Origin of the sequence: Paenibacillus sp. FSL R10-2199 (assembly GCF_038000235.1) — a bacterium.
GTDB lineage: Bacteria > Bacillota > Bacilli > Paenibacillales > Paenibacillaceae > Paenibacillus_AQ > Paenibacillus_AQ phytohabitans.
Genome location: NZ_JBBOBO010000001.1, coordinates 3,454,558 through 3,475,672 on the forward strand (window position 1 = coordinate 3,454,558; position 21,115 = coordinate 3,475,672).

The window sequence follows — 21,115 nt, forward strand, 5'->3', positions numbered from 1 at the left end:
TGTGGACAGGAGGATAAGACAGAGATGAAATCTACCGTAATGAAAAAAACGATGTATTTTTTCGCAGTCCCGGCGCTGCTCTTTTATTTGACCTTTTGGATTTTTCCGATTACCAAGCTGTTTCAATATAGTGTGACGGACTATAACGGGTTTGCTCAGACCTTCAATTATATCGGCTTCGATAACTACAAGGCTTTGTTTAACGGAGGGACGCTAGGTAATTCGATCAGCAACACACTGATTTATACCGTAGTCAGTGTAGTGGCGGGCAACCTGATTGGACTTGCGCTGGCGCTGCTGCTCAACATGAAGATCCGGGGTAAAGGCTTCTACCGCTCGATCTCTTACATTCCAACGTTGTTCAGTGCAATTGTGGTCGGCTTCATCTGGAGCTATGTCTATATGCCGGACAGCGGGATGATTGCCACATTCCTGGATAAGCTGGGTATTCCAAATGACAACTTAAACTTCCTCGGCAGCTATTCATCGGCGTTATACTCGATCATTTTCGTGGAAATCTGGAAGAATGTCGGCACAACGATGATTATCTTCCTCGCTGGGCTGCAGACCGTTCCGAATGATCTGCTGGAGGCAGGGCGGATTGACGGCTGCGGCGGCTGGAAGCTGCTGCGTTATGTGAAGCTTCCTCTGCTTGCCACATCGATTACGATCAACACGACGCTGAGCCTGATCAACGGGCTGAAGGCCTTCGACTTCCCGTTCATTATGACCAATGGCGGTCCCGGAACTTCGACTAACACCCTGATTTATTCAATTTATAAAATGGCCTTCACGGAGCAGATGTTCGGCAAGGCTTCGGCGCTGGGGATTATTTCGTTTATCCTGATTATCGCTGTTACTGCCGTCTCGGTACGGCTGATGAATAGAAAAGAGGTGTCAGCATGAACAGCGGAACCACTGCAGGTAAAATGCTGCAGCCTGAGCCTGCCTTAAAGACGCGTAAACCGTTCAATCCCGGAGCTTTGCTCAAAAAGACACTTCTTCAGCTGCTGGTCATCGTGATTATGGTGCTCAATCTGATTCCGCTGGTGATTGTGTTATCCACCTCACTGCGGTCTCCGGATAACAATACGAATCCGCTGAATTTGTTCAATGAGTTTTCCTTTGCCAGTTACCGGACAGCTTTTGAGCGGATGCATTTTGGGACTGCTCTCCTGAACAGTGTGGTGCTGACGGCCATTTCCGTATTGCTGGTAGTGGTCTTCGCAGCCATGGCATCCTATCCGATGGCGCGGATCAGAAGCAGATGGAGCCAGTTCCTGTACCTCTTCTTCCTGGCCGGTCTGGTTGTCCCGGGGCAGATGGTGCTGATCCCCATTGTGCAAATGATCAACAGTCTGGGGATTCCCAGCACGCAGTACACGCCGATTCTAATGTTTGTAACCTGCAGCCTGCCGTTCTCCACCTTCCTGTATACCGGCTTTATCCGCAGCGGTGTTCCGGAAGAAGTAGAGGAAGCAGCCCATATTGACGGTGCGGGACTCTTCCGCCGGTTCTGGACGGTCGTATTCCCGCTGCTGATTCCGGTCACGGTGTCCGTGATCATCACGCAGGGCATCTGGATCTGGAATGATTATTTCTTCAATATGACGTTTATCTCCAAGTCGTCGCAGTCTCCGCTGCCGCTGGCTATGCTCGGCTTCATGGGCGATCAGCAGAATCCGACCCAGTGGAACGTGCTGTTTGCAGCTTGTATGCTGTGCGCACTTCCGCTCCTGATTGCCTTCTCTTTTCTGCAGAAGTATTTCGTAGGGGGACTTACGGTGGGTTCGGTTAAGGGATGAAATGAAGATTTCCGGTAAGGCCCCTATCCGGGGCCTTTTCGGCGTCTGCCCGAAAGGGCAGACGCTTCCCGCCCGATCGGACGATGGCAGCAGGCTCACACGTCTATAAGATAAGGGCATAGAGAAGAACTTACACAGAGGAGACGATACTGTTATGGCGAAATTATTATACCGGCTGGGATATTGGTCGGCGAAGAACCGGTTAAAGGTCCTCATTGGAAGCCTTATGCTGGTGGTGGTGGCAGCGATTGTGGCGTTGTCGATGGGGATCCATTTCGGTGAGGAGACCCGTATTCCCGGGCTTGCTTCACAGAAAACACTCGAGGTTATGAACAAGGAATTCCCGAATCCGCAAGGAAATCTTGGGACAACCCAATTGGTGCTGAAGGCGCCGGACAACGAAACCTTATCTTCAGAAGCATCCAAGGAGCTGATTGCCGGGAAGCTCAAGGAAGCGGCAGCGGACCCGGAGGTAGCTTCAGTTGTAAGTCCGTACGACAATCATTCATTGAATGCGGAGGGTACCGTCGGGTATGCCACGATTACTTATAACGTTCCGGGTGATGATGTTACTGAGGAATCGAAGGATTCCGTTCTTGAAATCGCAGACTCACTTCGGGACACGGGCTGGCAGGCAGAACTGATCGGGGACGGCTATGTAAAAATGGCAACCAGCAGTCCGGCTGAAGGACTTGGGGTATTGCTGGCTCTGGTGATTCTCGCTGTTGCACTCGGCTCCATCCTTACCGGTGTTCTTCCGGTGCTTACAGCAGGTCTGGGCCTCGGATTTGGCATTATGCTGATTATCATCGGAACAAGTATACTGGATATCCCTTCCTTTGCCCTGTCACTGGCCGGAATGCTTGGGCTGGCTGTTGGCATCGATTATGCACTATTCATTATTGCCAGATACCGCCAGCAGCTGGCGGAAGGATATGAGAGACGCGAAGCGATTGCCATCGCGAACGGCACAGCCGGAAGTGCGGTTGTATTTGCAGGAGTAACCGTCATTATCGCGCTGCTGGGGTTCTCCTTCGTTGGCGTCCCCTTCCTTACCGCGATGGGAGCAGCAGGTGCGCTCTGTGTGCTCACCGCAATATTGACATCCATATTCGTAGTTCCTGCGGTATTGGATTTGCTGGGCGGCCGGATTAAGGCTCCTGCTAAGCGTTCCCGGAATAGAGGCAGCAAGCAAAAAAACGCAGGCAGCGGGAATTTGTGGGGAACGTTTGTTACCGGGCAGCCATTAATAGCTGTCGTGGCAGGTGTAGCGCTGCTGGCAACCATTGCGCTGCCGTTCTTTCACATGGAGACGGGTCTGGGGAATGACGGGCAGAAATCGCCGGATACCACTGAACGCCGGGCATACGATCTCTTGTCTGATACCTACGGTGCAGGCTACCACGGACCGTTGGTCATTCTGGCCGAAACGGATGGCGGAGAAGAGGCGGCGGCTAATCTTAATAAAGTAATGGAGGAAGTGAAAACCTATCCCAATGTGGTTGCCGTAAATCCGGCAGTCACCGGACCTTCCGGTAAAGTATCGCTGATTACCGTCATGCCGGCGACGGGTCCTAATGATTCCGAAACGATCGATCTTGTGCATCTGATTCGGGATAAAGCCCCGGCCATTGAACAGCAGGATCATGTCAAGATTGGTGTAACGGGCAGCACTGCCGTCAACATTGATATCACCCAGAAATTGAACCAGGCGTTGCCTAAATTCTGCCTGATCATCGTCGGCTTGGCTTTTGTGCTGCTGATGCTGGTGTTCCGTTCGATTCTGGTACCGGTCAAGGCTGTACTGGGATTTATTCTGTCGCTGGGGGCAACCTTAGGCTTTGTCACCTTTGTCGTACAGGATGGCTATTTCCAGAAGCTGTTTGGATTCTATGCAGAGGCACCGGTATTCAATTTCCTGCCGATCATCGTAGTGGGTGTACTGTTTGGGTTGGCGATGGACTACGAAGTCTTCCTGGTCAGCCGGATGCGTGAAGCCTTCAAGAAGAGCGGAGATGCCAAACAGTCGGTTCTTGCCGGTATCCATCACAGTGGAGGAGTGGTAACCGCAGCCGGACTGATTATGGTCGCTGTATTTACCGGCTTCATTCTGGCAGAGGAGCCGATGGTTAAGGTCATGGGACTGGCGCTTGCCTTTGGAGTTCTCTTTGATGCCTTTATCGTCCGGATGCTTATTGTTCCCGGCGTGATGACCTTGCTTGGGAAGTCGGCCTGGTATTTCCCGAAGTGGCTGGACCGCCTGCTGCCGAACCTGGATGTCGAAGGTGAGGAAGTAATGAAGGAAGTAGAGCTGAAGCATTCGCAGAAGGTGTCCAGATCGGCGTAGATACTCAATAACGATAATGAATATATAGATTACTGGCAGCAGGGATCGGCGGATAGCCGGTTCCCTGCTGCCAGTCTGTGGACCGGAAGATGTGAACCGATGCTTCAGTAATGTATAATTGCGTGGGAGGCCGATCCTATGGAAGAAAACAAACCAACGGTTAATCAGTTTATAAATGATTTGTTCGTAGCGAGACTGCCGACTGTCATCTGGACATCGGTCGTATATATTTCCACTGTGTTTCTTCAGTTTTACCATGATCCGCAGATATTGTCTCCCTCAGTATTCACAGGATTATTCTCAGTTCATGTACTGCTGCACTGGTTTTCATACAAGTTTACGAATAAACAATTCTGGCTGTATTTCTCTATACAAGGCGTTCTAATTTACTGGTGTGCAATTCTGATGCCGGGCGGATACCAGGCGGTTCTAATCGGACTGCTCCCCGTGCTTATTGCCCAGAGTCTCAACTCTTCTATTCAGATCAAAAGAATATCCATTGCTGCTATTGTCAGTGTGATCATCTTTTTTGACGCCGGTCTGACGGTTGGGGATACGAAAGAAATCATTTTTTTGCTCCCGATATTCGTGTTAATGCTGATCATTATGTTTGCTTTTGCAATTATGTTCTTCCGGCAGGTGCACGAGCGCCAGCGCATTCAGAGCTTTCTCCAGGATCTGCAGGAAGCTCATAAGAAAGTGGAGGAATTGACGCTCGCCAATGAACGGCAGCGGATGGCCAGGGATTTGCATGATACGCTGGCCCAGGGGGTGGCGGGGCTGATTATGCGGCTTGAGGCTGCGGATGCACACTTGTCACGCGGTAATACTGAGAGGACCGGGGAGATTATTAAACAGTCCATGCAGCAGGCCCGCAGGACCTTGGCTGATGCACGGGGAGCAATCGATAATTTACGGCTCAAATCAGCGCCGGAAATTGATTTCAAGGAGTCGGTTGAAGATGAAATCCTGCATTTTACAGACTCCACGGGTATTCCTGTAGTTACAGACCTTAAACTGACCAGACGTTTATCCAGATTGCTGATGGAGCACAGCTCCCATATCGTTAAAGAATGTCTGACGAATATCGCCCGGCATGCGCGGGCCGACAAGGTTTGGGTGTCATTGTCAGATGAGAAGGGCCGGCTATCGATCGGAATTACCGACAACGGAATCGGATTCAACACCGAAGCTATTGGCAGGGATGCCGGTCATTACGGGTTGTTAGGATTACAGGAAAGAGTAAGACTTCTTGGCGGGGAGTTGAAAGTATTCAGTAATTCTCAAGGGACAACGGTTACGATTGAGACACCACTGGTTAAGGGAGAATTCATATGAGCATATATAAAATTCTGATTGTGGACGATCATTACGTAGTCCGCGAGGGGCTCAAGCTTATCCTGGAGACGGGTGAGGAGTTCCAGGTTGTCGGTGAGGCCGGGAACGGGCAGCAGGCTCTGCCTTTGATAGACGAGCTGCAGCCGGATGTGATCCTGATGGACCTCAACATGCCTGTGATGAGCGGACTGGAAACGATGGAACAGCTGAAGAGCAGGAATAGTACGGTTCCGGTCATTATTTTGACCACCTACAACGAAGATGAATTAATGATTAAAGGTCTGGCGCTTGGAGCGAAAGGGTATCTGTTGAAGGATACCAGCCGGGAGAACCTGTTCCGGAATATAAAGTCGGCGGTACGCGGGGAGACTTTACTCACTGCCGATATCATGGAACGTGTCCTGTCTGTCCGTGACAAGCAGCAGGCTCCGGTCCCTTCCCGGGACGCCGGTTCCCTGCTCAGTGAACGGGAAGTGTTCATCCTGCAGAGTGTGTCCCGGGGGGACACCAGCAAAGCCATCGCCCTCGATATGGGTGTCTCTGAGCGGACAGTTAAAGCTCATCTGACCAACATATACAACAAGCTGGGTGTGGATTCCAGGCCGCAGGCAGTGGCTACCGCCCTGGAGCGGGGATTATTGAATATGTAACATGCGGAGACCGTTTCTGCATGTTTTTTTTTGCCCGAAAGGGCAGGCCGCTTTTCCCGTTAGGACGATGTTAAAGAATCCTGTGCTCTGTATGATTAAGGCATAAAAGAACATTACCCCAATCATTGCAGGATGGATAACAAGGAGGAATAGTATATGCGTTTGAATAATAAAGTAGCAGTCATTACAGGTGCCGCTTCAGGAATGGGCAAGGCCATTGCGGAGTTATACGCGGAAGAAGGTGCCAGGGTCATCGTGTCCGATCTGAACCTGGAAGGAGCTGAAGCCGTTGCGGCCGGTATCAGGACGAACGGCGGAGAGGCGGTTGCCATCCAGACTAATGTTGCCCTTGAACACGACATTCATGAGATGATCGATCTGGCAGTTTCCACCTTTGGTACGCTTGATATTCTGGTTAATAACGCTGGCATTATGGATAATATGGCGCCAGCCGGTGATGTTACAGATGAGAAATGGGAGCTGATATTTGATGTGAACACGAAAAGTGTGATGCGGGCCATACGCAAGGCATTGCCGATTTTTCTGGATAAAGGAAAAGGAGTTATCGTAAATACAGCTTCGACGGGGGGCTTCTGCGGTGCACATGCCGGTGTCGCTTATACCGCCTCCAAACACGCAGTGGTCGGCATTACGAAGAACACCGGATTTATGTATGCCCAGCAAGGAATCCGATGTAATGCAATCGCTCCCGGTGCGACAATGACGAATATCGTCAATACGATAAACAATGTAAATGAGCTTGGTGCGGCACGCACTAAGGTAATCAAAGGGGTAATTCCCCGCCTCGGGCAGCCTGAGGAAATCGCCAAGGTGGCTCTATTCCTTGCATCGGATGAATCCAGTTTCGTCAACGGTGCTGTAATTACTGCGGATGCAGGCTGGACAGCAGGCTTCTAACTCACAGTCTGCCGCCATATGCCTAAATAGAAATTGAGGTGTTTCAGGTGATCCGTCTGTCAGTCGTCGTACCGGTTTATAATGAAGAAGACAATATAAACGATCTGTATTTGAGTATTACGGAAGCGCTGAGCGGCAGAATTGAGAGTTATGAAATCTGGAGACCGATCCCCGGGATATATTCAGACTGATACCTTTTATAGAAAGGATCGATTTTGTAAACGGAAGACGGCTGGAGCGTAAAGACACGGGACTTAAGAGGATATCCTCACGGCTCGGCAATGGAATCCGCAACTGGATTACAGGAGAAGCGGTTTATGATACAGGCTGCCCAATGAAGCTGTTCACCCGGGAGGTCGGGGACAGCTTTCATTTATACAATGGAATGCACCGTTTTCTGCCGACACTGGCCAAGATGAACGGGTTCTCGGTCGTTGAAGTTACGGTAACCCATCAAATAAGAAAGCACGGCGTCTCAAAATATGGAATTTGGAAGAGCGGGTGTACCGGCTTGATGGATGCAATGGTGATTGGCTGGCTCAAAAAAAGAGGGATTCTGTACCAGATCAAAAACGAATCCAGGTGAATTCCAGGATTCCCTGAAAGAGGGGTAACGGCCTGTCTTTGGTAGAACACCAAAAGCAGGCCGTTATTTTATACTTCAATAATAATCGGAAGGATCATGGGACGGCGTTTCGTCTTCTCATAAAGAAATTTGCTTAATGTAACCTTTAGGGTCTGCTTAATAATATTCCACTGACCTAAGTCAGCCTCGCTCATCTTCTGGAGAGTTGCCTTGACCAGCTGATTGATCTCATCCATCAGATTGTCTGAATTGCGGACATAAATGAATCCCCGGGAAATCGTATCCGGCTCGTTCAACAGCCGTCCATCCGATTGACTAAGGGTAATAACCGTGATCAGTACCCCGTCAGCAGACAATTGGCGCCGGTCCCGCAAGACTACATTGCCAATGTCGCCAATTCCAAGGCCATCCACAAAAATCTGCCCGGCAGTCACCCTACCTGATTGGCGGACAACCCCTTCTGCCGACTCCACCAGCTCGCCATTTTTGAGCAGGAAGATATGATCCCCCTGTACCCCGACAGCTTCGGCCAATAAGCGGTGGTGATGCAGCATCCGGTATTCACCATGAATCGGAATGAAGTACTCCGGCTTCATTAAGGTCAGCATCAGCTTTAATTCCTCCTGGCTGCCGTGGCCGGACACGTGAAGCTCGCTGCGCGATCCATAAATCACCCGTGCGCCGAGGAGATAGAGATTGTCTACAATCCTGGATACATTGCGTTCATTGCCCGGAATCGGATTGGCTGCAAGGAGTACGGTATCTCCGGCACCGATTTCCATCTGCCGGTTGCTTGAATTTGCCAAGCGGGATAGTGCCGCCATAGGTTCGCCTTGACTTCCCGTGCACAGGACAGCTACTTCCTGCGGAGGCAGCTTGGCAGCCTCCGCAGGTTCGACCAGCATACCGTCCGGAATGCTCAAATATCCCAGATCACGGGATACGGCAACAACGTTCACCATACTCCGTCCAAGCAAGGCGAGCTTGCGTCCTGTCACAACCGCAGCGTCTACAACCTGCTGCAGCCTGTGCACATTGGAGGCGAAGGTTGAGACAAAGATTCTGCGCTCTGCTTTTTTGAAGGCATCTTCCAGATGAGCGCCAACAAGCTGTTCGGATGGAGTGAAGCCGGGACGTTCAGCATTCGTGCTCTCCGAGAGCAGAAACCGGACCCCTTTTTTGCCAATGTCCGCCATTTTATGTATATCCGGATATTGCTTGTTGACCGGGGTCATATCGAATTTGAAGTCCCCTGTGTGGACCACCGTTCCTTCGGGAGTATCAAAGACAACACCCAGGCAGTCCGGAATACTGTGATTGGTATTAAAGAAGCTAGTGGTGATTTGGCCGAACGTGAGGATCGAGTCTGAATTGATGCAGTTCAGGCTGGTTTGACGGAGAAGCCCGTGTTCTTTGAGTTTATTCTCGATTAATCCCAGGGTCAGGCGGGAGGCGTAGAGAGGAATGTTTAATTGTTTCAGCAGGTAAGGGATGCCTCCGATGTGGTCCTCATGTCCGTGAGTTACAACCAGTGCCCGTACCTTATCGATATTTTCTAATAAAAAAGCTACATCCGGAATAATTAAGTCGATCCCCAGCAGGCTCTCGTCAGGAAATTTGGATCCGCAATCAATAGCCACGATATCATCCCCATATTGCAGGAAATACATATTTTTTCCTATCTCGTGAACACCGCCTAATGCAGCAATCCGTAGCCGTTCTTTTGACATTGTGAGCACCCCTTCCATATATAAATCATCTTTATTATGTTTGGGTGTGCAGGATATTATCCAGATTTCTAATCATATACTAGACGCATTAGCAGACCTCCGGTATATTCTGCGAAGGTCTGCGCATCCATATCCTATTTTTGCACAAACTGGTTTATAAGCTTCAGAATGACTTCACGCTTTACAGGCTTACTGACATATTCGTCCATCCCTGCAGCCAGGCACTTTTCCCGGTCCCCCTTCAGCGCATTGGCTGTAACCGCGATGATAGGCGGACTCTTCTCCTTAAGCTCCTCTCTGATCCTCTTCACTGCCTCGAAGCCGTTCATAATCGGCATATGCAGATCCATTAATATGAGATCAAACGGCTCTTTGCATGCTGCTTCAACTGCATCTATCCCGTTTGTTACGGTAGTAATCCTGTGACCTATTTTTTCAAGTGTCTTGGTCATCACCAGCTGGTTAATATAATTGTCTTCGGCAAGGAGGATGCTCACTTCGCGTGAGGCAGGGAGTTTGTTCATGGGAGTCTCTTGGCTGTAAATGTCTTCAGCTTTCTTGGGCTTGATCGTGAAGGTGAAGGAGGAGCCTCTTTTGCCGTCACTCTCTGCATAGATCTCGCCGCCCATCATGCCGATAATTCTGCGGCTGATAGCAAGGCCAAGACCGGTGCCTTCATGCTGGCGGGACATAAAACTGTCAATCTGCGCGAAGGGCTCAAAGATCTCGTTAAGCCGGGAGGGATTAATTCCAATGCCTGTATCTGTCACCGTGAAGGCCAACATGAACGGAGCTTCCCGGACAAGCTTCACTTTTACCGATATACTGCCGCTCTGCGTGAATTTCACAGCATTGCCGAGCAGGTTCAGAAGTACCTGCTTTAGACGTTCGCTGTCACCGTATATATGGTCGGGAACATCATGATTTATACTGCTGGAGAGTTCCAGGTTCTTTTGGGCAGCACTTATGGAAATGACAGCAAAGCTGTCCTTGATGCATTTGCGCAGATCAAATGTATGCTCCTGCAGTTCAGTCCGGCCTGCCTCGATTTTGGACAAATCAAGGATGTCATTGATAATATTGAGCAGGGTTTCTCCGCTTTTACGGATAATTTCCACATAGCTGTGCTGCTCTCCGGTAAGCTCCGTGGTGTCGAGCAGGATATCTGTCATGCCCACAACCCCGTTCATCGGAGTGCGGATTTCATGGCTCATCATAGCCAGGAACTCGCTTTTCGCCCTGTTTGTGGATTCGGCGGCTTCCTTGGCAAGCAGCAGCTGTCTCTGCTCGGAAATGTCTTTGCATATAAGGTAGAATCCGATATTTTGATTATTCACGTAAATCGGTGCAATACTGGTAAGCACTTCTATGACTTCTCCATTTTTGGTGTAAAGCGTGTTGATATGCTGATCAACCGATTCATCATATAGAGATCTGTCCAGAATGTTCTGGACACACTCCTGTCCAATCAGAAGGGCCAGTTCCATCCCGATCAGGTCAGACTCGATGGAGTAGCCGGTTATTTTTTCAGCCATACTGTTGGCGTTAATAATCCGGCCGTCCAGGCCAAAGGAAATGACGGAGTCATGGTTGTATTTTTTTAGCGATGTGTACCGCTCTACGGACTCCTGAAGGCGCTGCTCGGATTCCTTTTGCTTAGTGATGTCAACGATTTGACAAATGTAATACGATGGATGATCCTCTCCGCTGAAAAACTTGAGAGTGAGCATTCCCCACATCTGATCCCCTTTTTTTGAAAGAAACCGCGTTTCAAGCTGTATATCCGTCCGGTCACCCATGAGCTCCCTAAGATCATGTATATTTCCGAATTCATCATCGGGATTGAAAAGCTCTTGCAGCTTCATTCCGTCAAGCTCAGCCTTGGAATAGCCAAAGATCCGTTCCATGGCGGGGTTAACCGTCAATATCACACCTTCTGATCCAACAAGTGCGATTCCAAAGGAGGCATTATCTATGACCTGCTGGTTGAAACGTTCCTGATTCAGGTTTACGCGATGCATGGTGTCCTCCTTAAGTAAGTTTTTATGTCGTGAAAAATAGACCTTCCGCTTTGAAGGTCTCTTCGATACTTAAAATTTAATGAATATAACTTCGGATTTAATTTACCCCTTTGGTTTCTTATTGAATCAGAGTTGGCTTTGCCAAAAAGAGGGGCTTAGATCAATTTCCGGTATTCTACCGGAGTCATACCAGAGAAGTTACGGAAGAGCTTAATGAAATAGCTGACATTGTCATAGCCTAACTGCTCTGCTATATCTACTATGGTGATGTTCGTCTGATTCAACAGCTCCTGCGCACGTTCCATTTTTAGTTTGGTCACGAACTCTATATAGGTGAGACCGGTCTCGATTTTGAATAACCGGCTGAAATGGGTAGGGTTCAGGCCAAGCCGCCGGGCCATCTCATCCATGCCTACCTTCTCCCCAATATGATTCATGACATAACGTTTGGCCTCGGCCACTTCCTTCCGGACATTTTGCTTCCACATGGACCTCAGCATCAAGATCTTGTCTTTCAGGAACTGTTCCAGCCACTCCATTAGCTGATCCAGGGTTTCAAGCTCCCGGATGGAGCGCTGATGCATTTCACTATTGAAATTGTTCACGAAATTTTGCATGACGGTATATTTTAATTCCAGCTCCATTACCATTTTGAGCAGCCAGCTTTTTACGCTTTCGACCGGGTATTTCTTGTCCCAGATATGCTTCTTGATCTCTGTAACTGCAGCAGTAACCCGCGCACCATCCTCATTCTGAATACAGTCTCTTAACTGCTGAAGAATTTCAGCGTAATGAACAAACAGGTCCTCATTAGTTGTCTGAATAGGTTCAAGCTTCATTATGGCTCCCTCAGCCGTATAAAAGCGCAGGGCCTGTGAATCCAGTAAGGCCTGAATCTGCTTCTTGATGTCGATCAGACTTGACGTTGCCTCGCCGTAAAAGAATGAAATCCCCATTCGGAGATGCAGCTTCGACATCTTCTGGACATGCCGGAATTTATCCCTGAATTCCTCATGAAGATTCCGGATCAGAAGGCGCGGAAAGGGGATGAAGAGGATGAACTGCCGTTCTGTTAAGGCGAACTGGATAATGCCATCGATCTCAAGAAATTCCTGCAGCACATTATCTATCACGAACTGCATGTTCACAATGCCTCCGAAACGCCGTTCCAGCTCATGGGAGCGTTCCGGGATAGCCAGGACCGGCAGGTAGGGCATTCCCTCTTGCAGACGGATGCCCATAGCGGCGGCTTGTCCGAACCATTCAGCCTCATCCCAGACTGGCTGCTCGAGGAACATACGGATAAATCTCGTCCGGATTGCAGAGTGGTTCTGCGTGACCAGCTTCTGCATCTGGAGGTAATTATTCTGGGAGATCATTCTGATCTCCAGCCGGGAAACCGCCTCAGTCAATACTGAAACGACCTGATCAATTTGCAGGCTTTCTTTCAATATATATTCGGCAACATTCAATTTCACCGCCTGTTGGGCATATTCGAATTCCCCGTGGCAGGACAAGATAATCGCCTGAAGCTGGGGATTTACCTCCCGGACCTTCCGGATTAATTCCAGCCCGTCCATCGCCGGCATGCCGATATCTGTGAGCAGAATATCAGGCTCATGCAGCTGACAGGCTTCCCAGGCCTGTTTGCCGTCAGAGCATGAGGCCGACAACTCCAGGCCTAAGGTATCCCAGGGAATACTGGCGCTCAGATATTCCAGTACAGGATAGTGATCATCGGCTAATACTACTTTATATACCACGTTAGTCCACTCCTATCCGCTTCACAGGCAGTGCTAATTGTACGATTGTACGGTGTCCGTGAATGCTCTCAATATTCATGTCGAAGCCGTCCCCGTAAATGAGCTTTAACCGCTGATAGACATTAATGAGTCCGATCCCGCGAGAGGACGGAGGTTCAGGGGACCCGGCAACATTCACCGGATCTGTCTCCACTTCCTGCTGTTTAATATGCTGCAATAACGCAGTCAGTGTAGGTTCATCCATTCCCGTTCCGTTATCCTCGACGCTTATGTTAAGCATGGATTTGATTTTTGTGATGGAAATTATAATCCTGCCCCCGCCTTGTACGAATCCGTGCTTATAAGCATTCTCAATAATCGGCTGCAGAATAAACCGCGGAACGGTCTCCAGCAGCAAATCTTTATTCACATGGACTTCAGAGCTGGTGGGATATCTCATTGTAAACCGCATGAGCTCCATATATTGCTTGGCGGATTCAAGCTCATAAGCCACCGAGACCCATTCATCCTGACTTGAAAAGCTGGCCCGCAGCATAGAGGATAAGGAGCCGACGATAAATGCATTCTCCTCATCCTGTTTCATCAGCAGCTTTAGCCGGATGGAGCTTAGCACGTTAAACAGGAAATGAGGATTAATCTGAGCCTGCAGCATCGCAATTTCCGCCTGGCGTTTCAATTCCTGCTCGGCTTCCACCTGCTGCAGCATGAGCTGGACACGGTCCAGCATTTTATCAAAGGAGAGGCCCAGGCTGCCGATTTCGTCGGTTCCCCGGATGTTGGAGCGGACCATCATATCCCCGGATTCCACTCTGCGGGCAACCTTCCCCAGGACAAGCACAGGCTTCGTGAATCTCCGCAGCAGATAAGTTAGTGCGAACAGAAAGCTGACCGCAAAAATAGCTTGAATGAACAAGCCGGTCCGGTTGATCCCGTTCAATCTTTCCGTCAGCTGTTCATAGGGGGCTACACTGACTAACCGCCATTTGGCATATTTGAGCGGCAGCGAGAGGAGGAGCTGATTCTCGTTCTTAAATTCTACGATATCCGGGAACGCCAGCTCATCGATTGGCAACAGGGTATTGAAATCAGACCCTATCAGGGCCTGGTTCCGGTTGGACAGAATCGTCTCCTTATCATTCAGCAGATAAACATCTTCCTCTAATGAAGCAAACCGCTCACGAATGGAGGCTTCACTGCGGCTGACAATAAGGTATGCATAGGGCGGAGCGGCAATCCCCTCTCTTAATGCCCGGGCTGTCATGAATACAAACGGCTTCTCAGGCTCAAGGGAGGTCAGATAATTGGCTTCTGCCCCCATGAATAAAGTGTCATACGGTGTGAGCTTCTCCAGAGTTGGGAACCAGCCCTGTTCAATAAATTGACGCGGATCATAGTCGTAAAAGGAATAATCGGAATAGGCATGTCCTTCCTTGTCCAGAAGCGTGATGCGTAAGTCGAGGGTATCGCCGGCCACCTGCTCCAGCCGGCTCGTCAAGGTTCTTGCGGCAACCGGATTGGTCTTGGCATCCTCCAGCAGGGTCTTAATCTCCGGATCAAAGTGGACGAAATTCGAGACCGATACCATCTCTTCGAAGATCACATCGATCTGTGACTGCACAATCGTTAAGGATTGCGTAGCTTTTTCCAGAGAATGCTCCCGGATAATAAGCTTGGAATACACCATCGTTATATACAGCATCCCGATCGCTGGTATAACCAGGCAGGTGATAGAGGTCAGGATAAGCTTTTGCCGGAAGGATAATTGACTTAGCCTATTGTTCTTCTTCATTCATTTCCCCCTCCAGTAACAGAACTTCACTAGATCATGGTACTTTATTATGCCGTTAACCTCATCCAATAATTTTTTCATTTCAGAAAAAATAATGCTATACAAACTTTTCGCTATAGATAAATTCGTTGCATGTGCAATAAAACGGGCGATTTTATAATGAAGATACAAAAATAAAACGAGGTGGAAAACGTGGAGGTTATACCTAAAGAGGGGACGATGAAGCGGTTCGGGAAGCCGGGGACAGGCAGAATGCGCAAGCAGGCTTTGTATGACAATATTGCCGGGTATTTATTCATTTCACCCATGCTCATTCTGACCACAACCCTGGTGATCATTCCGATTCTCTTGTCCGGTGTGATTAGCTTCTCGGATTGGAATTTTGTGTCCGGGCTGGAGGGGTTTCATTTTGTCGGGCTGGACAACTACGCCAGGCTGGTGCAGGATGAATCCTTTCACCGTTCGCTGATTAACAACCTTATTATGATTGCCGTAGTCCCGGTAGCGATGTTTCTGGCTTTGGTGCTGGCAGCATTAATTAACAAAGCAACGTATTTCAAAACATTTTTCAAAGTGATTTATTTCATGCCCTTCATTTCGAGCTTTGTTGCCATAGCCCTATTATGGAGAGTGCTGTACCATCCGAACAATGGCCCGATCAATGGATTTCTTAGATCCATAGGTGTGGACAATCCTCCCCTGTGGTTAGCAGACCCCAAGTTTGCGCTGATCTCGGTCATGATTATTATGGTGTGGACTTCGCTAGGCTTCAACATGGTGATTTATCTGGCCGGGCTGCAGAATATTTCACGGGATTTGTATGAAGCCGCTGATGTGGACGGTGCTTCACCGCTGAGACAATTCTTCAGAATTACATTACCTTTACTATCTCCAACCTCATTCTTCCTGTTAATCACGGGGATTGTCGGATCCTTCAAGGTGTTTGATCTGATTATGGTGTTGACGGGTGGCGGGCCGGCAGGGTCAACCTCGGTAATTGTATTTTATCTGTACGAGGTTGCATTCATTAACCTGGAGTCGGGGTACGCATCCGCGATGGGGATTATTCTGCTGATGCTCATCCTGCTAGTGACCCTGATTCAATGGGTCGGACAAAAGAAATGGGTCAACTACTAGGAGGTTTAAACATGCGATCAATCAAGCTTAGCCGCGTTATTGTGACATTGTGTATGGGAGTTGCAGGGATACTGTTTATTATGCCTTTCTTATGGATGCTCTCCGCATCCTTTAAGCCGGAGCTTGATGTCATGAAGTATCCGATTCAGTGGATTCCAACGAAATGGAATATGGTGGAGAACTACAGGCAGGTATGGGCTGGAGCCGTGCCGTTCTCCCTGTATTACTGGAATAGTGCGAAGGTAACGTTGATGTCGACAGCGCTGTCCTTGATTATTTCCGCCATGGCAGCCTATGGATTCTCGAAGGTTATTTTTAAAGGACGGGATATGCTATTCCTGCTTGTCTTAGCCACCTTTATGATTCCAACCCAAGCCATTCTCGTTCCGCAATTTATTATGTACCGCTGGCTTGGACTGTTTGACAGTCATATCGGACTTGTGCTGCTTGCCGCTTCAGGTGTGCTGGGAACCTTTTTGCTGAGACAGTTTTTCCTCGGCATTCATGATGAGATTATTGAATCCGCCCGGATTGATGCTGCAGGCCACTGGACGGTCTTTAGCCGGATCGCCCTGCCGCTTGTGCAGCCGGCCCTGGCAACCTATATGATTCTCCGCTTCATCTGGACCTGGAATGATTATCAGAATCCGCTGATCTTTCTTCGTTCTGATTCTTTATTTACCTTACAGCTGGGCATCCGGAAATTCGCTGATTTCAGCGGCGAGTTCTACTCCTTAATGATGGCAGGTGCGGTTTCAGCCATTCTACCTCTATTAATCATCTTCATGATTGGGCAGAAGCAGGTGATTGAGGGAGTTGCCATGGGAAGTGTCAAAGGCTAGACTAATTACACTATAGGGGGTTTATACAATGTTCAAAGCCAACAAGAAACTATTCATCCTGGTACCGCTGTTATCCTTGCTGATTTCGGGGTGCGGCGGTGCCAATTCGGAAGAAGGGGCTGCCCCGGGTACCGGAGAAGGAACGAATGAACCTGTAACGATTAAGCTGAGCAACTGGTATGCCAAAAAAATGGATAACTGGGATGTAGTGATTGCAGAGTTCGAAAAGACGCATCCCAATATCAAAGTGGAGTTTGCCTCCGCTGAAGATAACAACTCCAATGAATTCTACAAGAAGCTTGATCTGGCCGTTGCCGGCGGCGATGATCTGGATATTATCATGTTCAGCAATATGACGTATCTGTCCCAACGGGCGGGGCTTGGCATGATCGAACCGCTGGATGATTATTTGGCTAAAGACGGAATTAATTTCGCCGATGAATATACGGCCGATACCTCAATTGACGGCAAGGTCTATGGACTGCCCGGCAAGTCCTCCCAGGGTCTCGTTATTATCAATGAGAATCATCTGAAAGAAGCGGGACTCGAGCTGCCCAAGGACTGGACCTGGGATCAGTATATGGAATATGCGAAGGCTATGACGAAAAAAGAGGGCGATAAAACCCGGTATGGCACCTATTTTCACAGCTGGATTCAATATGGGTACCTGGTGCAGAACTTCGGCCAATCGCTTAATTCAAATCTGACTACAGATGATGGAAAGACCGCCAATATTGACAATCCTTACATGCGTAAGTCGCTGGAGCTGCGTCTTCAGGGAGAGGCGGAAGGCTCCGCTACACCGTATTCGGAGGTGGTCAGCCAGAAGCTGAATTACAGACCGCAATATTTCAATCAGGATACAAGCATGCTGGTAACGGGCTCATTCCTTATTCCGGAAACCGGAGGGACAGACACGATTCCTGCCAGCTTCAAGACCGTATTTGCTCCGCTTCCCAAGCTGAATGCTGAAGATCCGATCTCTGCGAATGTCAGCGGTGACGTACTGAGCCTTTATAGCAAATCCAAGCATAAAGACGAAGCGTACACCTTCATCCGCTGGTTCTCCACGGAAGGCATTGTTCTGCAAGGGAAGAATATCCCGTCCTGGAAAAAAGCTGATCTGAATGATGTAGTCGACCGGATCATCGCCGGCAGCAAAAATCCGGAAATGATCGATAAAGAATCCCTGCTCTATGTTCTGGAGAATACCAAAGCTACTACGACAGCCACAGCGGTACCTTATCATGCAGAGCTTGAGAAAGTGCTTCTGGAGGAGTTTGATAAAATGATGCTCTCGGGTCAAAGCATTGATGCGACGATCCAGAATGCCCAAACCAAGATCCAGAAGATCATCGATTCCAAATCCTGAATGAAAACAGAGATTAGATAGGAGGGCTGCACGTGCTTTATCCAATAATGACGGAAACCCGCGGTCTGTATGATCTGGCCGGGGTATGGAATTTCAAGCTGGATCACGGCTTGGGATTCGAAGAGAACTGGTATGCATCCAAGCTGACAGATACGATCCCAATGGCGGTTCCCTCTGCCTATAATGATCTTGGCGTGAATCCGCAGATCCGCAATCATGTCGGCTGGGTGTGGTATGAGCGGGAGCTGATTCTTCCGCAGACCATCATGAATGAACGTCTTGTTCTCCGCTTCGGCTCGGCTACACATAAGGCCAAGGTATTCATCAATGGAAGCTTTGTGATGGAGCATTCCGGCGGATTTCTGCCCTTCGAGGCCGTGATTAATGAGTATATCCGGACTGGATCGAACCGGCTGACGGTTGCCGTCAATAATGTTGTGGATTACACGACATTGCCTGTAGGTCTATACACAGAGACTGAAGAACCCGGCGGGAAGACCAGGCTGAAGAATCAGCCGAATTTCGATTTCTTCAACTTTGCAGGACTGCAACGGCCGGTGAAAATCTACTCTACGCCTCAAACCTTCGTGCAGGATATTACTGTCGTAACCGATTATCACGGCGGTAACGGGATTGTCCGTTACAGCGTGGATGTCAGCGGAGAAGCAGATATCCGGGTCACTGTTCTGGATGAAAAGGGAAACGCAGTCTCCTCGGGGACCGGAAGCTCCGGCCGGCTGGATATTCCCGGTGTTACCCTATGGCAGCCGTTGAATGCCTACCTGTATACCCTGAAGATTGAACTGCTGGAAGCGGAGCAGGTACTGGATGTCTACGGGCTGCCGTTTGGCGTGCGGACAGTCGAAGTGCGGGAGGGGCAGTTCCTGATCAACAACCAGCCCTTTTACTTCAAGGGCTACGGCAGACATGAGGATACCCCGTTTCATGGCCGGGGCTTAGATGAAGCAGCGAATATCATGGATTTCAACCTGATGAAATGGACGGGAGCCAACTCCTTCCGTACCGCGCATTATCCTTATGCCGAAGAAGTGATGCGGCTGGCCGACCGTGAAGGCTTCGTCGTCATAGATGAGACGCCAGCGGTAGGTCTGGATCTTAATTTCCTGGTGATGTTATCCGGGGGAACGAAGAAAGAGACATGGAAGGAAGTCCAAACCTTTGAGCATCACCAGCAGGTCATCCGGGAGCTGATTAACCGGGATAAGAACCATGCCTGTGTAGTGATGTGGAATGTGGCTAATGAACCGGCATCCTATGAAGAGGGAGCATACGAGTACTTCAAGCCGCTGATCGAGCAGATGCGGGATGAAGATCCGCAGCACCGCCCGGTTACCCTGGTGACACATATAGAGGCTTCGCCCTTAAACGATAAGATCTCCGAACTTATTGATGTGCTTGCCTTTAACCGTTACTATGGCTGGTATGTGGACGGAGGTGATCTCGAATCAGCCAAAGGCAAGCTCCGTCTTGAACTGGAGGCTTGGACCAAACGTTGTCCGGGTAAACCGATGATGATGACTGAATACGGAACAGATACCGTAGCCGGACTGCATGATGTGGAGCCGATCATGTTCACGGAAGAATATCAGGTGGAGTTCTACAGGGCCAATCACGAGATCTTCGACGAATTTGAAGATTTCGTCGGCGAACAGGTCTGGAATTTCGCAGACTTTGCCACGGGCCAGGGAATTATCCGGGTACAAGGCAACAAGAAGGGAATTTTCACCCGGGAACGCAAGCCCAAAGCGTCAGCGCATGAGCTGCGCAAGAGATGGACGGCTATCCCGGATTTCGGGTATAAGCCGAAATAATGAAAGCTTGATACACACAGCATTAGGCCCGCCACAATGTACACCTGCGATTTATGCAGTGTGATCATTGTGGCGGGCTTTTTGGGTATATGCTGAGACTTACCCCTTCACCGCACCAATCATTACACCCTTCTCGAAATACTTCTGGACGAAGGGATACACACACAGGATGGGCACCGTTGCCACGATAATGGTGGCGTATTTAATCGTTTCTCCGATCATGAACTGGTCTGCCGAGCTTGCTCCTGCCGACATGCTGTCTGTCGAATTGGCAATCAGGATCTCCCGGAGTATCAGCTGCAGCGGGAACAGGTCTCTGTCCCTCAGAAAGATGGATGCATAGAACCACGCATTCCATTTCTCGACGGCATAATAGAGCACCATTACGGCTATAACCGGCTTGGACAAAGGCAATACGATCCGGAACAGGATCGTCAAATGGTTAGCGCCGTCGATCTTGGCCGATTCCTCCAGGCTCTCGGGAATCGCCGAGAATGCGGTGCGCATGATAATCAGGTTAAAGGTGCTGACAGCGAACGGTATGATGGTTGCCCAGATGGAATCAATCAATCCGACACCCTTGACGATCAGGTACATCGGAATCAGGCCGCCGTGGAAGAACATTGTGAACACGATCAGCAGGGTGAAGGCGCTGTTCCACATTACATTTCTTCTGGACAGCACATAGGCTGCTATTGCGGTCAGCAGCATGTTAAGGGTGACACCGAAGACCAGAATGAACAGTGTATTGCCGTAACCCTTGATAATGCCGGGATTGCTGAACACGCTCTTGTAAGCTTCGAGACTGAAGCCCAGCGGCTTCCACAAGAATCCCTTGTTCGCAACCAGCTCCGCGGAATCGCTGAAGGAGGCGAACAGTACATATAGAAGCGGATATAACGTTACGATAACAAGTAGAATCAGCACGGTGTTAATGGTGTAATCAAAGATTTTATTTCTCAGGCCGGTGTCGGCATGCATAACG

16 protein-coding genes are annotated in these 21,115 nt (G+C 49.3%); 11 read left to right on the forward strand and 5 right to left on the reverse strand.

Going from position 1 to position 21,115, the window contains the following annotated elements:
- Window positions 1–24 precede the first annotated feature (24 nt).
- From NYE33_RS14945 to NYE33_RS14975, 7 genes are all read left to right on the forward strand, one after another.
- A complete protein-coding gene (locus NYE33_RS14945; RefSeq protein ID WP_042139013.1) occupies window positions 25–906 on the forward strand; it encodes a carbohydrate ABC transporter permease in 882 nt (293 codons plus the stop codon).
- Window positions 903–1,805 (forward strand): carbohydrate ABC transporter permease, encoded by a 903-nt coding sequence (locus NYE33_RS14950; RefSeq protein WP_341066394.1) that lies wholly within the window; start codon window positions 903–905, stop codon window positions 1,803–1,805. The genes NYE33_RS14945 and NYE33_RS14950 overlap by 4 nt, the downstream gene beginning before the upstream one ends.
- 154 nt (window positions 1,806–1,959) lie before the next feature.
- The gene (locus NYE33_RS14955) at window positions 1,960–4,152 is read left to right on the forward strand and encodes an MMPL family transporter (RefSeq protein ID WP_076244480.1); all 2,193 of its coding nucleotides are present in this window, start codon (window positions 1,960–1,962) and stop codon (window positions 4,150–4,152) included.
- Between the two features lie 138 nt (window positions 4,153–4,290).
- A complete protein-coding gene (locus NYE33_RS14960; protein ID WP_042139010.1) occupies window positions 4,291–5,490 on the forward strand; it encodes a sensor histidine kinase in 1,200 nt (399 codons plus the stop codon).
- Window positions 5,487–6,140, forward strand: coding sequence for a response regulator (locus tag NYE33_RS14965; protein ID WP_042139009.1), 654 nt, complete (start codon window positions 5,487–5,489; stop codon window positions 6,138–6,140). Before NYE33_RS14960 ends, NYE33_RS14965 begins: the two co-directional genes overlap by 4 nt.
- Window positions 6,141–6,296: 156 nt before the next feature.
- Window positions 6,297–7,058, forward strand: coding sequence for an SDR family oxidoreductase (locus tag NYE33_RS14970; protein WP_042139008.1), 762 nt, complete (start codon window positions 6,297–6,299; stop codon window positions 7,056–7,058).
- A gap of 334 nt (window positions 7,059–7,392) precedes the next feature.
- A complete protein-coding gene (locus tag NYE33_RS14975) occupies window positions 7,393–7,644 on the forward strand; it encodes a hypothetical protein (RefSeq protein WP_340943661.1) in 252 nt (83 codons plus the stop codon).
- Window positions 7,645–7,712: 68 nt separating this feature from the next.
- Here the strand turns inward: NYE33_RS14975 and NYE33_RS14980 are convergent, their stop codons facing one another.
- The 4 genes from NYE33_RS14980 to NYE33_RS14995 all read right to left on the reverse strand — a co-directional run bounded on the left by NYE33_RS14980 (window position 7,713) and on the right by NYE33_RS14995 (window position 14,947).
- Window positions 7,713–9,374 (reverse strand): ribonuclease J, encoded by a 1,662-nt coding sequence (locus NYE33_RS14980; protein ID WP_231575193.1) that lies wholly within the window; start codon window positions 9,372–9,374, stop codon window positions 7,713–7,715.
- A gap of 134 nt (window positions 9,375–9,508) precedes the next feature.
- Window positions 9,509–11,395 (reverse strand): PAS domain S-box protein, encoded by a 1,887-nt coding sequence (locus NYE33_RS14985; RefSeq protein ID WP_076244484.1) that lies wholly within the window; start codon window positions 11,393–11,395, stop codon window positions 9,509–9,511.
- Window positions 11,396–11,550: 155 nt separating this feature from the next.
- The gene (locus NYE33_RS14990; protein ID WP_340943666.1) at window positions 11,551–13,158 is read right to left on the reverse strand and encodes a response regulator transcription factor; all 1,608 of its coding nucleotides are present in this window, start codon (window positions 13,156–13,158) and stop codon (window positions 11,551–11,553) included.
- 1 nt (window position 13,159) lies between these two features.
- Complete coding sequence (locus NYE33_RS14995) at window positions 13,160–14,947, reverse strand: sensor histidine kinase (RefSeq protein WP_341066396.1); 1,788 nt, start codon at window positions 14,945–14,947, stop codon at window positions 13,160–13,162.
- A 192-nt stretch (window positions 14,948–15,139) separates the two neighbouring features.
- On the opposite strand from NYE33_RS14995, the gene NYE33_RS15000 reads away from it, so the two are divergent.
- The 4 genes from NYE33_RS15000 to uidA are packed head-to-tail and all read left to right on the forward strand — an operon-like array spanning window position 15,140 to window position 20,130.
- Entirely contained in the window at window positions 15,140–16,084 is a 945-nt protein-coding gene (locus tag NYE33_RS15000; protein WP_231575192.1) for a carbohydrate ABC transporter permease, read from the forward strand.
- A gap of 11 nt (window positions 16,085–16,095) precedes the next feature.
- Window positions 16,096–16,926, forward strand: coding sequence for a carbohydrate ABC transporter permease (locus tag NYE33_RS15005; protein WP_042139001.1), 831 nt, complete (start codon window positions 16,096–16,098; stop codon window positions 16,924–16,926).
- A gap of 28 nt (window positions 16,927–16,954) precedes the next feature.
- Complete coding sequence (locus NYE33_RS15010) at window positions 16,955–18,298, forward strand: ABC transporter substrate-binding protein (RefSeq protein ID WP_076244486.1); 1,344 nt, start codon at window positions 16,955–16,957, stop codon at window positions 18,296–18,298.
- A gap of 32 nt (window positions 18,299–18,330) precedes the next feature.
- A complete protein-coding gene (uidA, locus tag NYE33_RS15015; protein WP_341066400.1) occupies window positions 18,331–20,130 on the forward strand; it encodes a beta-glucuronidase in 1,800 nt (599 codons plus the stop codon).
- Between the two features lie 99 nt (window positions 20,131–20,229).
- On the opposite strand, the gene NYE33_RS15020 is transcribed toward uidA, so the two are convergent.
- Window positions 20,230–21,111 (reverse strand): carbohydrate ABC transporter permease, encoded by an 882-nt coding sequence (locus tag NYE33_RS15020; RefSeq protein WP_039297582.1) that lies wholly within the window; start codon window positions 21,109–21,111, stop codon window positions 20,230–20,232.
- Between the last annotated feature and the right edge of the window lie 4 nt (window positions 21,112–21,115).